The organism is Thalassospira indica (genome assembly GCF_003403095.1).
Classification (GTDB): Bacteria; Pseudomonadota; Alphaproteobacteria; order Rhodospirillales; family Thalassospiraceae; genus Thalassospira; species Thalassospira indica.
Genome location: NZ_CP031555.1, coordinates 3,585,332 through 3,601,288, shown reverse-complemented (window position 1 = coordinate 3,601,288; position 15,957 = coordinate 3,585,332). Strand labels below are relative to the sequence as shown.

Sequence of the window (15,957 nt, the reverse complement as noted above, 5' to 3'; positions counted from 1 at the left end):
CGGCACGTCCTGCGAAGAAATCAATTAATCATAATCATCAAACAAAGGTGCCGAAGCGGGAAACTCCCGCTTCGGCGTGCAGATCGGGCAATCTCAGTGGAAGGCCCGCAGAAGACGTTCTGCTTCGGACTGTGCATCGCCAAGGGCTTCTTCCGGGGTTTTCTCACCTATCAGGGCCGCCTGAATGGCGTTGTTCAGACCTTCGCGGACACGCGCGGTGTCATAGGTGGAAAACTCGGCAACCGAAACTTCGAGCTGATCACGTGCGACCAGTGCCGGCGGGAAGTCCGCGACGTAGGCCTTAAGCGCGTCGGTTTCGTAGGCATCCGGGGTGACACCAACATAACCGGTGGCAATCGACCATTCTGCCGCACGTTCCGGTGCGGTCATGTATTTGATCAGCGCCAGCGATGCTTCTTTCTGCTCATCGGTTGAGTCCTTGAACAGATAGAAGTTGCCACCACCCGTGGGCGAGCCCGGCTGTTTGTGTTTCGGCAGCATGGCAACGCCGAAATCAAACTGTGCTTCGCGTTTGACAGCCGAAAGGTTGCCGGTCGAATGCCACATCATGGCCGTCTGGCCCTGAACGAAGGCCTGACGCAGGGTTCCCCATTCAATGGTGCCTTCGGGCATGATTTTTTCTTCGGTCGCAAGGCCGCGCCAGAATTCAAGCGCCTCGACAACAGCCGGATCGTTGAAATAGGTCTCGGTGCCGTCAGCACTCATCAGTTCCTTGCCATTCTGGATGGCAAAGCACTGGAACATCCAGTACGGATAACCGGTCGAGGGCACCATCAGGCCCCATTTGCCGTCTTTCGAAAGCGCCTTGCCAGTCGTTACCAGTTCTTCCCAGGTTTGCGGCGGCATTTCCGGATCAAGACCGGCTTCGCGGAACATGTCCTTGTTGTAGTACATGACAATGGTTGAACGCTGGAACGGGATGCCCCAGGTTTTGCCATCTACTTCGCCATTGGCCATCAGTGCCGGGTAGAATGACTTCAGCCATTCCTTGTCTTCGGCGGTTTTGACAACATCATCAAACGGAACAATCAGGTCCTGTTCGATCAGGTCATAGACGTCGATTGAAAACATCACGGAAAGCTGTGCCGGATCGCCGCTTTTGATCGCCGAAACAGCGCGCAGACGGGTGTCATCATAGTTGCCAGCATAGATGGCATTGACTTTGACATCCGGGTTTTCGGCTTCAAACCCTTCGATCATGCCGTCAATGACCTCGGTCAGCGGGCCGCCAACAGCGACGGGATAATACATGGTCAGTTCGGTCGCAGCAAAGGCAGGGGTGGCTGCCGTTGCCATCAGTCCGGCTGCAAGCGCAGCACTGGTTACGATGTTACGCATGAACAAAAGTTCCCTGTTAAAGTGTCGAAGTTGCAGTGTCAGGTTGAGAGGTGATCTTGATATCTTGCGCTGATGTGGATGGCCTCGTCGGTGTCAGACGATGACCGTGTTCGCCGTCAAACCAGTGGGCCGCAGCGCCAGCCCAACTGAGCGAGACTTCTGTCCCGGGCGAAATTTTAACGCGACCGGGCAGTCGGGCGGTGGCCCCCTTGGTGCCCGGGATCGCAACAAAAACAAATGTCTCCGAACCAAGGAATTCACTGCCCGTCACGGTGGCAGGAATGCCCCACGGTGCGTTTGCAAGATCGGTGGTCAGGGTCAGGTCCTCGGGCCGTATGCCAAAGGTGACGGTGCTGGCATCAAAGCCATCCGGAATGACCGAAGCCGGAAGGGCGCTTGCCGGTAAAAGCGTCATCGGTGGGCTTCCGACAAACCCGGCGGCAAAGGCAGTGGCGGGTTTGAGGTAAAGGTCGGCCGGATCACCGACCTGCTCAATCCGGCCATCGTTCATCAGAATGACAATGTCGGCCATGCTCATGGCTTCGGTCTGATCATGGGTGACATAAACAACTGTGATGCCAAGCCGCTGTTGCAGGTCGCGGATATCCTTGCGCACCGCATGGCGCAGCTTGGCATCAAGATTTGAAAGCGGCTCATCCATAAGGCACAGCGGATGGCCGGCAACAATTGCACGCGCCAGTGCCACACGTTGACGTTGCCCGCCGGAAAGCTGTGCGGGTTTGCGGTCTTCAAACCCCTCAAGGCCGGTCACCCGCAGGGCATCGGCCAAGCGGGTCTTGATTTCGTCCTTTTTGGTTTTGCGGACCTTCAGGCCAAAGATGATGTTTTCGGCGACACTCAGATGCGGGAACAGGGCATAGGATTGAAACACCATCGACAGACCGCGCTTGGATGGCGGGGTGTTTGTGACATCCTTGCCATCAATCGCAATCGATCCCTGATCGGCAGTTTCAAGACCGGCAATCAGACGCAGGGTCGTTGATTTGCCGCAGCCCGATGGCCCCAGCAGAACCACGAAGCTTCCGCGCGGAATATCAAGTGACAGGTCATGCACGCCATTGCCGCCGTTAAATACGCGCGACACGGAATTGATGCGAATAAAGGGAGGCTGGCTAGTCATTCGTAACTTTCGCTTTTGGCAATTTGCAGACGCGCGCGAACGTCGTGACGGTCAAATAACGGATCGAAAACGCCATCGGGGACACCATCGACCACGATCAGATCCGGGTCGGTGATGTGGCCGCCCTTGGCAGGCGCCGGACGGCCGAATTTCGATTGATCGGCAACAAGGATGGAGTTGCGGCAATTGGCGGCAATCGCCTGACGCAGAGAGACTTCGCGATGGTCAAAATCGGTGAGCGTCCCATCGGGCTCGATGCCGCCAACACCAAACAGGCCGTAATCGACCTTGTATTTGTTAAACATCATTTCGGCTTCGGGGCTGATGACGTCGCGATCAGGCAGGCGCAGCGTGCCGCCGGGGATGACAATCCTGTTGCTGGTATTGTTGCCCAGCGCCATGGCGGCATTCATGTTGTTGGTAATCACCGTCAGATGGCGATGATCTACCAGATTAAGCGCAACCAGTTCAAGCGTGCTGCCAATCCCGATCAGGATCGATGCCCCGTCAGGGATCAGGCTTGCGACATGCAGCGATATGGCATGCTTGGCGGCGATATTGGTGACCTGCCGACTATCATAGGACAGGTTCATGCCGGGTTCGCCGGCATATTCCACCCCGCCATGGCGACGGCGCACCAGATTGGCGTCGCTGAGCATATTGACGTCGCGGCGCACGGTTTGCGGAGTGACATCAAAATGTTCGGCCAGCGTATCAATCGAGACAAAGCTGTCACGGCGCAGGATATCGATGATGTCGCGCTGTCGCGTAGAAATATTCATTTGATCGTTCAATTTGTTGTTTTGAACATTGAAGCGATCATACGCGGCTTCGTTGTCACTAAGATTTCAGAAGCATGACATTCATATGAATATTCAGACGGTTGCGAACCGCGCGGAAATTATGGGGTTTTAGGGCGATGATCAAATGAACACCGTTCCCGGATCATCCATTTTGCACGGGCGTGTAACAAAAGCACCGCCGCGCGGTATGCGTGGCGGTGCCTGTTCGGATATGATTGAAGTTTGTCCCTAGTTTACGATCTTATCGAAATACTAGCGATTGGTGCGCGCCAAACCCGGCCATGACACCGGCGGCCGATGCCAACGTTGCATTGTGACGTGCTGTTGCGGCATCACCGGCGGCAAATACCCCCGGCACACTGGTTTCCTGACTGGGATCAACAGCAATGAACGGACCCTGCGGTCCTTCATCAAATCGGCACCCCAGCATCTCGGCAACCGGGTTTGGCATGGAAACGGTTGGACCGGCGAAAATGGTTTGAATATGCAAAGTGCGCCCGTCCGCCAACCGAACACCATCAATGACCGGTGCTTTGCCCAGAATTTCGACAATTGGCGAATGTTCGATTGTGATGCCACGATCACGCATGGCCAGTACCATGTCGTCATCGGGCATATGTTCAGACTGGCTGAAATAGGTGGTCGGTCCCCAGTCAGGCAGCATCATTGCCTGATGGCTTGATGCTGGCATGGTCGCGATGACACCGATCTGGCTATCGCGCACTTCATAGCCATGGCAATATGGGCAATGCAAAACCGTTTTGCCCCAGCGTTCGGCAAGGCCGGGAATATCGGGCAGGCTATCGCGTACGCCGGTGGCCAGAATGATACGCCGGGCTTCAAGGATCCCACCATCTGCAAGTTTCAGTCCAAACAGCGGATCGGATGCATCGCGAAGCGTGCAGGCCATGGCGTCGGTGACCAGCCCGCGACGAAAATCAACAGTTTCATAGCGACAAAGCTGATCAATGGCGGTAGTGCGAATTTCGGCCGGGGTTTTGCCGTCATGACCCAGAACTCCGTGGGCGGTGGTCGCAAAACGGTTACGGGGCTCTCCGGCATCAATCACACATATATCGCACCGGGCGCGCGCAAGCTGCATCGCTGCCGAAAGCCCGGCGAACCCGGCCCCGATAACGGCGACGTCATATTGTTTCTTGCCTGCCGTGGTTGATTGGGCAGCAGGAGGGACATTGGGTGACATTGCATTTCCTCGTCAAACATATGGATGTGTTTCATGTAACTTTATAAGTATCGTGATATGAGCGAGTCAAAGGAATTCGAAACTTTTGTTGTTGCGAGATGTGCCAAGTGCTACGAATTGCTGGAAATCAAACCCGCATCAGGAGTTCGCAATGCGCCGTGACAGCCGACTTTCGCGCATGCTGCATGTTCTTATTCATATGGACCGGATAGACGGTGCTGCGACGTCTGATCAAATCGCGCAGATGCTTGGGACAAATCCGGTGGTGGTGCGACGAACCATGGCGGGGCTTCGCGATGATGGGTATGTGCATTCGGAAAAAGGTCACGGTGGTGGCTGGGTTTTGACCAGGCCCTTATCGGAAATTACAATGCTCGATATACATCGCGCCATTGGCAATCCCGCTTTCTTTGCCGTTGGAGTTGCCGTCGATCATCCGGAATGCCTTGTTGAGCAGGCGGTTAATTCGGCACTTGGCAGTGCGTTCGAGGCTGCTGAAAAACTGCTGATCGAAAAATTTGCCTCTGTCACATTGGCCGATCTGGCCGATGAATTTGATCAGCGCATGGCAAAGATTGCCGATAAACCAACCTGCGAGCTTTCCCGTTGATCTTCATTCGAACTGAAGTATCGGTTCTTCCAGTGGCGTGGTTATCACAAAAAAAAAAGCCCGGTCAGGTGAGGCTGGCCGGGCTTTGGTCAGGCTATTTTGCCGAGATCAGAAAAGCTTTTCGCGCGGGTCAAAGCGCGGGGCCGGTTCGGCGGCAAGCTGTTCAAAGATTTCATCGAGTGTGTTGGCCACGGTATAGAGGTTCTTGTGGCTGGGGCGGGCAAAGCCTTCGTCGATGATGGCGTCAATCATGTCAAAGCACTTGTCCCAGTAACCAAGCGCATTGAGGAACACCATCGGCTTGTCATGAATGCCAAGCTGGCGAAGCGTCATGGCTTCGAACGCCTCATCGAGGCTGCCAAGCCCACCCGCAAGGGTAACAAACGCGTCCGAGCGACGGAACATCTCGACCTTGCGTTCATGCATGGATTTGCAAACGATCAGTTCGGAAAGACCGGTATGGCCAACTTCGATATCGTCAAGATGGGCCGGGATGATGCCCACGACGGAACCGCCATTTTGCATAACGCCATCTGCCACGGCCCCCATCAGGCCGATCCGGCCGCCGCCATAAATCAGCGTGATGCCGCGTTCGGCCATCATTTTGCCAAAGGCGATGGCATTTTCCATGTGTTGCGGATTCTTGCCATCCGAAGCACCGCAAAAGACACAGATTGATTTTACTTTTGTCATGGCGACCTGCCTTGTGTTTCTTGTTTCGCAGGTAGCGGGGCCACGCATTTCTGAACGAAACCCCGTACGGAAGGGGACCTTAACCGATCCGATCGCATCTGTGGCAGTAATTTCCGCATAGCAGCATCTGAATTTTATCGATCGTGCCCTGATTTGTTCGCCTTTGGTCGTAATCTTGCCAATTGGCTATGGCATTGACGGTCAGGCTCTGGAAGGCCGCAAATTGCGCGCTTTTTGTCGCAGGGTTAACAAGTTCTGAACCTGATTGTGGGATGGGTAATTCTCACAGCAGGAAACTGCGTTAAGCATATTCATAAGAAGAAGGCAGGACCGCCCAACGTGTTTGTCGATAGTCCATTCATTCTCGCCATTGTGATATCGGGCATTATCGCCGCCGTTCTGATGCTGGCCTTGTGGCTGGGGTTGGAACGTTCCATCGCGCGTCGCCTTGTTCTGGGCGCGATCATTCCGGCGGTTGCCGTGGCCGTGCCAGCGGCCATCGGACTGCCTGAAACCGCACGCGGTGGCGTGGGCGCAGCGCTTTTGATGTTGGTGCTTGGCGGTGTCTGTGGCGCGATCATGGATATTTCGCGACTGTCGGAACGCATATCGCTGGGCGTTGCCGGGTTGACCCTGCTTTTGGGCGGCTGGTTGGTGTTGGCGGCACCAATTCGAGGGCTTTCATACCATCCCGGCGCGATCCAGATTGTCGCATGGCTGGCGTTTCTGATTGTCGGCGGGTGTTTCCTATGGGTGACGCGCCCGGATTTCACCGAGGATGACGATGACGGGGCAAAACCCGCCAAAGGCAGGAAAGCCAAAAGTACCAAATCAAAATCCGGCAAGTCGACGACGGATGCCAAAAGCGACGTGGAAACAATCGCGAAACCCGGACCGATTGCGGTTTTAATGACCCTGGCTCTGGGGCAGGGGATCATCGTTCATCTGTTTGGCCTTGCCGATCATGTTGTGTTTCAGGCGGCCTTGACGGTGGCACTGTTTGTCGCGCTGATTTCTGAAAAGGCGGCCCCGCAATACCGGGTGGCGGTGTGGCTTGGCGTTGTTGGTGCGCTGATGTCAGGTGCGGCAAGTGCGATGATCATGGTGCCGGCATCCTGCCTTGCCTTTGCGGTGTTGCTTCTGGTGGTCTCCGCACGTCAGGCCTCAGCCAGGCTGGCGGCGCATCTGCCCACCGATAACCCGGCACAGGCCGCACTTTTGGGTATGATGATCCGGGTGGGTGTTTTGGCCTTGCCGTTGATCATGGCCGCCCTTGTGGCCTATGTCGGCGCCGAGATGGCGGCCAGAAGCCTTTGACCTCAAGGGTGTTTGCTGCGCGCGGTCTTGCTCTCTTCATCTTTGCCTAACGGTTGCGATGTATCGTTTGTAGGTTACGTTATGGAAACTGCACGTACAAAGTAGTACAAGTTTCTAATTAACGTGCTCGCACGGGTTGTTTGAGGGGAATATGGCAAGCAATTTCAGTGTCTTGAGCATAAGAGTTATAAACATAAACATCGTTCAAGGATATTTCCGGTGAAGCGACCCTATATCCTCGTCATTGTCGGCGTTGTACTGATCATTGCAGCGATTGCGCTGAATTACATGCTGACCAAGAGTGCGGATGAAGAAACCGCACCGGCAGTAACACAGGCGCCTGCGGTTACCACCGAGACGACGCCAAACGAACCGGCGTCTGAACCGGCCACTGACGCACCTGCGATCACCAATCCAAGCTTTGATGTCGTGCGCATCGGCCCGGACGGAAATGCCGTCATCGCCGGTCGCGCCGAACCCAACAGCACGGTTCGCATCCGCGAGGGTGAAGAAGTGATTGGCGAAGCCACGGCCGACGAACGCGGAGAATGGGTCGTTCTGCCAAACAAACCGTTGGCCAGTGGCGATCGGGAATTGTCGCTTGAAGCCGAAGACGCCACCGGGAATGTTTCCAAGGCAGATGACAAGGTTGTTGTCCTGATCCCAGAGGAAAAGGCACCGGCAGCCACCAGTGAACAAAGCGGTGAAACCGGCGAGACCACAGGAACCACCGAGGCCACCGACAGCGAACCGGCAAGCGAAAAGCAGCCTGTGATCGCGCTTAAGGTGCCATCTGATGGTGACGGTGCCGTTACCGTAATGCAGGGACCGGCACCTGAGGCCGCAGCGGCACAGGAAGAAGGTTCTGATACGCAAGATGCGACGCTTCCGCGTCTGTCAATTGATGTTGTCGACTACGATACCGAGGGCCGCGTTGCAATGTCGGGCAAGGCCGACATTAATCACACAGTTCGGGTTTACCTTGATAACAACCATGTTGGCACCGCGCCGGCCGATGAAAACGGCAACTGGGCACTGACCATCGGACAGCCGATCGAACCGGGTAATTACACGCTGCGTGCTGATCAGCTTGACAGTTCTGGCAAGGTGACCGCACGCGTTGAAATTCCGTTCGAACGTGCACGGCCAGACCAAATTCTTGAGCCGGGTTCACGTTATGTCGTTCAGCCGGGCAACAGCCTGTGGCGGATTGCGCGCAGTACTTATGGCGAAGGCCTGAAATACTGGGTGATCTATCATCAGAACCGCAACCAGATCCGCGATCCTGATCTGATTTATCCGGGGCAGATTTTCGCACTGCCGAACGAAGAAAATCAGCAATAAGCATCACTTTTCTTTGCGAGGGGCAAAGCACATGGTAAGTGTGTTTTGCCCCTTTTAAGTTTGGGGCCAAACAGTTGAACGCGGGTTGCGTTGCCCTTTGTCATCACTAGATGGTAGGAAAGCGCCCGCACGGTACCAAGCGTACCAAATTGATACGCCCAACCATGGCAACCAGGGAATAAAGACTTTGAAATCCGTTCTTGTGCCGATCAATCCCGAAGGCTGGAAATTCGTTGCGATCTTTGCGGCCATCACTGTGGGCTTGTTCCTGATTGCGGAACCGCTGGGCTGGATCGGGGTGATCCTGACACTTTGGTGCGCGTACTTCTTCCGCGACCCGGATCGCATTACCCCGACCGATGAAAATCTGGTGATTTCCCCGGCAGATGGCCGTGTTTGCATGATTTCGCAGGCGCCGCTGCCCAAGGAACTTGAGCTTGACGACAAAACCCCGCGCACGCGTGTTTCGATCTTCATGAATGTGTTCAACGTTCATGTGAACCGCTGCCCGATCAATGGCGAGATCGTTGGCGAGGCCTATGTGCCCGGCAAGTTCGTCAATGCCGAACTCGACAAGGCATCGGAAAACAACGAACGCCAGATCCTGCTTGTCCGTGACAAGGAAGGCCGCGAGTTTGGTGTTGTCCAGATTGCCGGTCTGGTTGCACGTCGCATCCTGTGTGATGTCGGCACCGGTTCGCAGCTTAAGGCGGGTGAACGGTTCGGTCTGATCCGCTTTGGCTCGCGCGTGGATGTTTACCTGCCCGAAGGCGTGTCACCCAACGTGATTGTCGGTCAAACCACGATTGCCGGTGAAACTGTTCTTGCCGATGTTTCGGCCAAGGGCAAGGAAGCCGCGGTCGGGGAGATCCGCTAATGGCAGGCGGCATCGATCCCATTCGTCGTCCCCGTCGCTTCAAGGCGCTGTCGCTGACACGGCTGGTGCCCAATGTGGCAACGATAATGGGCATGTGTGCCGGTCTGACTTCGATCCGCTTTGCGATGCAGGATCGCTGGGAGGCCGCCGTTGCCGCCATTCTGATTGCCGGGATCATTGACGGTCTTGATGGCCGTCTGGCCCGCATGCTGAACGCGTCCAGCCGCTTTGGCGGTGAACTCGATAGCCTGTCGGACTTTGTCTGCTTTGGCGTCGCACCGGCGATGATGCTGTATTTCTGGTCGCTGCATGAATTTGGCGGCATTGGTTGGGCGTTGTCGCTGCTGTTTGCCGTTTGCATGATGCTGCGTCTGGCGCGCTTTAACACCCAGATGCTTGGTGAGCCGGAATTGCCGACATGGGCCTATCGGTTCTTTACCGGGGTTCCGGCCCCGGCCGCCGCCGCCCTTGCGATGTGGCCGATTGTCCTGACCTTCCAGTTTGGCGAAGGCATCTTTGACAGCCCGTATATCGTCGCACCCTATGGCGTGATCATTGCCGGTCTGATGGTGTCGCGTTTGCCGACCTTCAGCTTCAAGAAGGTCAAGGTGCCGCGCGCTTGGGTACTGCCATTGATGTTGGCATTCGGGGCGTCGGTGGCGTTTCTGGTGTCCTCGCCGTGGCTGACACTTTCGGTGATTGCCGGGATCTATTTCATTACCTTCCCGCTGTCCTATCGTTCCTATCGCCGTATGGGCGTCGAGAACCAGCAAGAACAGGATAAAGCGGATGAGGAAGATGATGATGGTGAACCCGATGATGATCCTGATGAGGGATTGAACCGCGTCCACCAGAACTGATTAAAAGATCAAAACAAAAGCCGGCATCTTTGCCGGCTTTTTTGTTATTGCGCCGATGACGGGCGGTACTCCAGACGGGTTTCGAAATGCTCTGCATGGATATATTGATCGCGCGCGGCATAGAACCATTCCCGGTCACTCGCACCAAGCCAGTCGGCATAATAGTCGGTCCAGGGCATGGTTGGATGTGCATCGACAATGGCATTGATGGCTTCAATGGCCTTTTTGCCCGCCGGTGTTTTTGCACAGCCAATGGTGGCCTCAAGCAAGGTGGTGTTTCCGGCAATCGGCAGGGCCTTTATCAAAAGGTCGGGCGTCTGGGACCGACGGTAAAATTCCGCCTCTGACGGGAAATAGAGTGTCCAGTCAATCCGTTTGAGATCAAGCATCCGAACGAACTTGGTGTCTTCGGCGACCTCCATGATGCGGTCTGTATTGCGATACCGGTTCAACTGCCCGTCAACCAGCGTCCCGTAAGCGCGCCCAATTCGAACCGCGGTTGCAAGTTCCTCGTCTTTAAGAAGGTCCTCGATCTTGATGTGGCCTTTGTCGTTCAGGTAGGGCGCAAAGCGGGCCTCATCCACGGCGCGGATAACGATCGAGATCGGCAAATGCAGCAGAATGGTTTTGGCAAACGTAATATAGGTGCGCCGTTCCGGCGTCGGGATCAGTGTGGTTGAGCAGCGCAATTCCCCGTCGCCACTTTTCATTTCCGCCAGAAGCCGGGCCAGGGGCACATGCATAATGCGGTGGTGATACTGTGAAAGCCTTGCTGCGAACCAGTTCTGGGTATCGGCGGCATAGCCGCTGAGTTCGCCGTAATCTTTGATGAATGCCGGCGCAAAGGACGGGACCGCCCAGATCAGGGATTGGTCGGACACGGCATTTTCAGCCGTCGCCCCATGGGGGGCAAACGCGCCTAGCGCGCAGACAAGTCCAAATACCTGTGATCGCGCTTTATGCCAAACAGCCCATACCATACAGATCCTTTGTTTCCGCCGGAAAACAGTTCTCGATAACCATTCTAAAAATACGCCCGGAAACATTAGGAAAGTGTGTATTCCGGCCTTCTCAGACGTAGAAGGGGTCAAAAAATTAAATGATTAAGATGTTTGAATGCAAAAGGTTACACCGCAATTAAACCACACGGTTTTGATTACCCCGATTGAAGAAAAAGTAACCGGCCCCCGGGGAGGGGGCCGGTATAACCGCACGGCGGGGTCGGGGGAAAAGTCGCGCGGCTATTGGGTTAAAGGGATCGATTATGCAGTCGGGCCTGATGGTTTTGTCCTGTTGCGTCCGAACCGCGAGGAGACAAGCGATTTCAGTCGATTGCCAACTGATGTCTTGCGAAGACGGTTGGCAATCTTATGGCGCATCATCAACGCACAAGGCGTAAAGATCAGGGTCAAGGCCGTTGCAAAGGCCAAACCAAACGCGATCGAGGTTGAAAGCTGCACCCACCACTGGGTGGATGGTGCCCCGACCGTAACTTCACGAGACGTGAAGTCGATATTGATCTGCATGACCATCGGTACCAGACCAAGAATGGTCGTCACCGTGGTCAGCATCACCGGACGCAGACGCTGCGCACCGGTTTGCAGGATGGCGGCCTCGATGCTGCTGGCGGTGTGTTTGAGCCGGTCAAAGGTATCGATCAGCACGATGTTGTTGTTCACAACGATCCCGGCCAGTGCGACAACACCGATGCCGTTCATGACGATCGAGAAAGCCTGCCCGGTGAGCATAAGACCAAGGAACACACCTGCCGTCGACATGATGATGGCGATCATGATCAGAAGCGAGCTCGAGATGCTGTTGAACTGGGTGACCAGAATGATGAACATGATGAAAAGGGCCACCGTAAAGGCGTTCATCAGGAAGTCTGCCGATTTCTGCTGTTCTTCATCCTGCCCCTTGAATTCGACCGATATACGTGGATCGATATCAAGGGTCTGCATCCATGCCTTGACCTCGCCAAGCTTGGTATCGACCAGAACACCTTCCTGCACGTCGGCCTTGACGGTCAGGGCGCGGCGGCTGTCAACACGGGTCAGCGTGCCGGTTTTGGGTTTGGGGGTGCGCGTGATGAAGTTCGACATCGGCACCAGACCCTTGTCGGTCACGATCTGAAGGTTTTCGAGCTCGTCGAGGGAACGATATTTGGCCGGGTAACGCCCGACAATATCGATTTCCTCGGTTGAGTCATCGGGACGATAGGTCGTGAAATTGATGCCGTTGGTCACCAGTTTGACAACATTGCCGATCTGGTTGATATCAGCACCGAATTTCAAAGCCTGCGCACGGTCGACTGTGTATTCCCAGTCAATGCCCGGGGGCGACTTGCCGTCTTCGAAATTGTACATGCCGCCCATTTCCTGAAGACCGTTGACCAGAATGGTCGCCGTTTCATCAAGAAGTTCAGGATAGTATGAGCGAAGCTGGATCTGGATATCCTTACCTTGCGGCGGACCGGCTTCTTCGGCGCGGACTTCGACATGAATACCGGCAAGGTCGGCCGTATCGGCAAGGATACGTTTTTCAATCTCGCTTGCGGGCGGACGCATTTGCCAATCAGCATATTCAAGCTGAACCGTGCCGATTACGTCCTCGGATGCCTCGTTGCCACCGGCACCATCGCCGGAACGGGCATATACGGTATCAAACCAGTGTTCGCCTTCGTGACGGGCATCAAGGGCCAGAATGCGGTCCTCGACCTCTTTAAGCCGGGCATCCTGTTCGTAATAGGACAGGTTGCCGCGTGCGCGGACCTGAACCACGGCGACTTCGGGTTCGACCGCCGGGAAGAATTCAACACCCTTGCCAAGTTTGCCAAACGCCACCCAGACCGAAATCAGGATGATAAACGCCGCCGGGATCACCAGCCAATAGAAGCGAAGCGATCCGCTGAGGATACGGACATACAGCCCGGTGCCGCCTTTGACCTTGTGGATGTCGTCACCATGATCGGCTGCGATGGCCTCAAGGCTTTCGTTGCTTTCACTGCCCGGTTTGCCAAACCACGCGCCCACGGTCGGCACAAAGATCAGTGCCATGGCAAGCGATGCGGTCAGCGTGAACAGAACCGTAATCGGCAGGAATTTCATGAACTCGCCGACGATATCAGGCCAGAAGGCCAGCGGCAGGAAGGCTGCAAGCGTGGTTGCGGTTGACGCAATAATCGGAAGCGCCATGCGTTTTGCCGCCAGCGGATAGGCCTTGCTGCGATGCAGGCCATCGATCATTTTGCGGTCGGCATATTCAGTCACAACAATCGCACCATCGACCAGCATCCCGACGGCAAGGATCAGACTGAACAGAACAACGATATTGACCGTCATGCCCAGCGCCCAAAGGATCAGGATCGCCGTCAGGAACGAGCCCGGAATGGCAAGCCCGACCAGAAGACCCGACCGCCAGCCCAGCGCCCAGATGACAACCACCATCACCAGCAGGATCGCAAGGATCACACTGTTTTGAAGGTCGGTCAGCATGGTGCGGATGTCAGATGACTTGTCCTGTGAATAGCTGATGGTCAGGTTCGGCGGAAATGCTTCCTGTGCCTCGGCGGTGACCGCCTTGATCGCATCAATGACTTCGATGATGTTTTCGCCAACACGTTTGGACACCTCGATCGCGATGGCCGGTTCGCCGTTTAGACGCGCAAAGCTTTTGGCATCCTTGAATGTCCGGCGCACGTCGCCGATGTCGCGGAACCGAATGACGGAATCGCCATCAACGATCAGCGGCATATCAAGAATGTCATTTATGCTTTCAAACAGGCCGGGCACCTTGATGTTAAAGCGCCCCGTACCGGTATCGATCGCACCGGCCGCCACCAGCGCATTGGAATTGCGCACAAGACTGACGATGTCGATGCCATTCAGGCGATAGGCCTCGATCTTCATCGGGTCGATGATGAATTCGACCAGTTCTTCGCGATCGCCGGCAAGCTTGGCTTCAAGCACCGCAGGCAGGCCTTCAATGGCGTCTTTCAGATCACGTGCCATGCGCAGAAGCGCACGTTCGGGCACGTCACCCGAAAGGGTTACCACCAGAACCGGGAACAGCGACAGGTTAACCTCGTGGACTTCGGGGTCGTCGGTGTCTTCGGGTAATTCGGATTTGGCAATGTCAACCCGTTCGCGCACATCGGCAAGGGCTTCGTCGATATCGACGTCGGAGTAAAATTCAAGCGTCGCCGATGCCCCGTCCTGATAGGACTGGGAGCTCATTTCCTTGACACCTTCGATGGATCGCAATTCCTGCTCCATCGGGCGCAAAAGGAGGCGTTCGGCATCTTCCGGTGATACGCCGTCATGATGCATTGTGACATAAAGAACCGGGATTTGAACATCCGGGTCGGCTTCCTTGGGAATGGCGTTATAGCCAACCGAGCCCGCCAGAAGCAGTAGGATCAAAACCAGAATGACGGTGCGCGAACGATTGAGCGCGTGATCAATCAGGGACATTTTTCATCTCCTCATGATACGCGCTATTGCGCGGAGTTTTCCGAAAGGGTCGGGCCGGTATCGTCAGACGCCGTCGAAGGTGCTTCGTCATCCTGCATTATCGGAAGACCATCCTTGTCGGTTTCAAGGTGGACAACTTCAACCGTTGCACCCTCCTTGACCCAGTCATGGCCGACAACGATCAGTTCAAACGTGTCGGGCAGACCACCGATCCAGATCCGGTCACGATTGCCGCCTTGCAATTCGACAGGCAGGAAATCGACCTTGTTGTCACTGACAATGGCGCGTACGCCAAGTACACCCTCGTCATTGAGCGTCAGGACCGACGGCCTTACCTGATGGGCACGCTTGATGCCGACCGGAATTTCGAGTTCGGCGGTCATGCCATCAGGAATGCGCAGATCAGGATTATCAATTTCAACCTCGACCCGGAAGGTGCGGGTGTCATTGTCAGATGCCCGGGCAGTGTAACGGACGATGCCATCATGGATGCTGCCGTCAAACAGGGTAACGCTTGCCAGTTGGCCAAGGTCAATCGCGCTGATCGAATGTTCGGGAACATGGGCAACGACCAGCATCGGATCACCCTGGATCAGGGTTGCGACCCGATCCCCAATCGACAAAAGGTCACCGACCTCGGCCGGGCGTTCTTCGACAATGCCGTCAAACGGGGCGCGGATTTCGGTATTGCCGAGCTCGGTGCGCGCAATCATCAGATCAGCGCGCGCTTCTTCAAGCAGGGCAAGTGTTTGTGCCACACCGGTTTTGGAGCGATAGTTCTTTTGAGCCAGACTTTCGGCGGCGGAATGTTCAAGTTCACGCTGGGCGACCAGCGCGCGCGCCTTGGCAACACGGGCCTGACGATCGCCGGTATCAAGGCGTACAATCAGATCGCCTTTCTGAACGGCCTGGCCCTTGATCGCGCCAACTTCAATCACGCGTGCTTCGGTCTCGGCACTGATTTCAACAGAAATGACTGCTTCGGTGCGGCCCGTGATGCGCAAATGATCGACGTGATCCACAGCGTGGCTGGTGATGGTACGAACACTTGCCGTTGTTTTGGCGGCCTTGTTTTCAGAGGTCGCATCTGAGACGCTGGTCTGTTCCGTCGTCTCATCACCACCCGTCAAATAGGCGCTGCCGATCCATATAACGGTCCCAACGACCAAAAGAATGGCGATCAGGCGTGAAGCATTCATTGTTCTGTTCCCTCAAATATTCCGCTATTGGAATGCGTCAGTGGCTCTGTTGGGCACGTCTTGCGCACAGCGTTCGGT

At 55.6% G+C, this 15,957-nt stretch carries 13 protein-coding genes; 5 read left to right on the top strand and 8 right to left on the bottom strand.

Translation table 11 applies throughout. The features are described 5' to 3' along the window. Nucleotides 1–93: 93 nt before the first annotated feature. The 4 genes from DY252_RS16950 to DY252_RS16935 all read right to left on the bottom strand — a co-directional run bounded on the left by DY252_RS16950 (nt 94) and on the right by DY252_RS16935 (nt 4,507). Entirely contained in the window at nt 94–1,359 is a 1,266-nt protein-coding gene (locus tag DY252_RS16950; RefSeq protein WP_064788534.1) for an ABC transporter substrate-binding protein, read from the bottom strand. A gap of 16 nt (nt 1,360–1,375) precedes the next feature. Next, the gene (locus DY252_RS16945) at nt 1,376–2,500 is read right to left on the bottom strand and encodes an ABC transporter ATP-binding protein (RefSeq protein ID WP_064788533.1); all 1,125 of its coding nucleotides are present in this window, start codon (nt 2,498–2,500) and stop codon (nt 1,376–1,378) included. Next, complete coding sequence (locus DY252_RS16940) at nt 2,497–3,282, bottom strand: DeoR/GlpR family DNA-binding transcription regulator (protein WP_064788532.1); 786 nt, start codon at nt 3,280–3,282, stop codon at nt 2,497–2,499. Before DY252_RS16940 ends, DY252_RS16945 begins: the two co-directional genes overlap by 4 nt. A 262-nt stretch (nt 3,283–3,544) precedes the next feature. Further along, entirely contained in the window at nt 3,545–4,507 is a 963-nt protein-coding gene (locus tag DY252_RS16935; RefSeq protein WP_064788531.1) for an NAD(P)/FAD-dependent oxidoreductase, read from the bottom strand. Nucleotides 4,508–4,658: 151 nt separating this feature from the next. Between DY252_RS16935 and DY252_RS16930 the strand changes: the two genes are divergently transcribed. Beyond that, nucleotides 4,659–5,117, top strand: a complete 459-nt coding sequence (locus DY252_RS16930) for an Rrf2 family transcriptional regulator (protein WP_008890312.1) — start codon at nt 4,659–4,661, stop codon at nt 5,115–5,117. A 108-nt stretch (nt 5,118–5,225) separates the two neighbouring features. Here DY252_RS16930 and DY252_RS16925 read toward each other — a convergent pair whose 3' ends face one another. Then, nucleotides 5,226–5,810: an LOG family protein gene (locus tag DY252_RS16925; protein ID WP_008890311.1), complete on the bottom strand. Its 585-nt coding sequence runs from the start codon at nt 5,808–5,810 to the stop codon at nt 5,226–5,228. A 339-nt stretch (nt 5,811–6,149) separates the two neighbouring features. Between DY252_RS16925 and DY252_RS16920 the strand changes: the two genes are divergently transcribed. The 4 genes from DY252_RS16920 (at nt 6,150) to pssA (ending at nt 10,208) form a co-directional block, all read left to right on the top strand. Then, a complete protein-coding gene (locus DY252_RS16920; protein WP_064788530.1) occupies nt 6,150–7,127 on the top strand; it encodes a hypothetical protein in 978 nt (325 codons plus the stop codon). A 219-nt stretch (nt 7,128–7,346) separates the two neighbouring features. Beyond that, the gene (locus DY252_RS16915) at nt 7,347–8,471 is read left to right on the top strand and encodes an Ig-like domain-containing protein (RefSeq protein ID WP_064788529.1); all 1,125 of its coding nucleotides are present in this window, start codon (nt 7,347–7,349) and stop codon (nt 8,469–8,471) included. Between the two features lie 148 nt (nt 8,472–8,619). Continuing rightward, nucleotides 8,620–9,348 (top strand): phosphatidylserine decarboxylase, encoded by a 729-nt coding sequence (locus DY252_RS16910; protein ID WP_082923444.1) that lies wholly within the window; start codon nt 8,620–8,622, stop codon nt 9,346–9,348. Beyond that, nucleotides 9,348–10,208, top strand: a complete 861-nt coding sequence (gene pssA / locus DY252_RS16905) for a CDP-diacylglycerol--serine O-phosphatidyltransferase (protein WP_064788528.1) — start codon at nt 9,348–9,350, stop codon at nt 10,206–10,208. The genes DY252_RS16910 and pssA overlap by 1 nt, the downstream gene beginning before the upstream one ends. A gap of 44 nt (nt 10,209–10,252) precedes the next feature. Here pssA and DY252_RS16900 read toward each other — a convergent pair whose 3' ends face one another. The 3 genes from DY252_RS16900 to DY252_RS16890 form a co-directional block, all read right to left on the bottom strand. Continuing rightward, the gene (locus tag DY252_RS16900) at nt 10,253–11,089 is read right to left on the bottom strand and encodes a transporter substrate-binding domain-containing protein (RefSeq protein WP_231959690.1); all 837 of its coding nucleotides are present in this window, start codon (nt 11,087–11,089) and stop codon (nt 10,253–10,255) included. Between the two features lie 381 nt (nt 11,090–11,470). Further along, entirely contained in the window at nt 11,471–14,680 is a 3,210-nt protein-coding gene (locus DY252_RS16895) for an efflux RND transporter permease subunit (protein WP_064788526.1), read from the bottom strand. A gap of 23 nt (nt 14,681–14,703) precedes the next feature. Next, the gene (locus tag DY252_RS16890) at nt 14,704–15,879 is read right to left on the bottom strand and encodes an efflux RND transporter periplasmic adaptor subunit (protein ID WP_064788525.1); all 1,176 of its coding nucleotides are present in this window, start codon (nt 15,877–15,879) and stop codon (nt 14,704–14,706) included. Between the last annotated feature and the right edge of the window lie 78 nt (nt 15,880–15,957).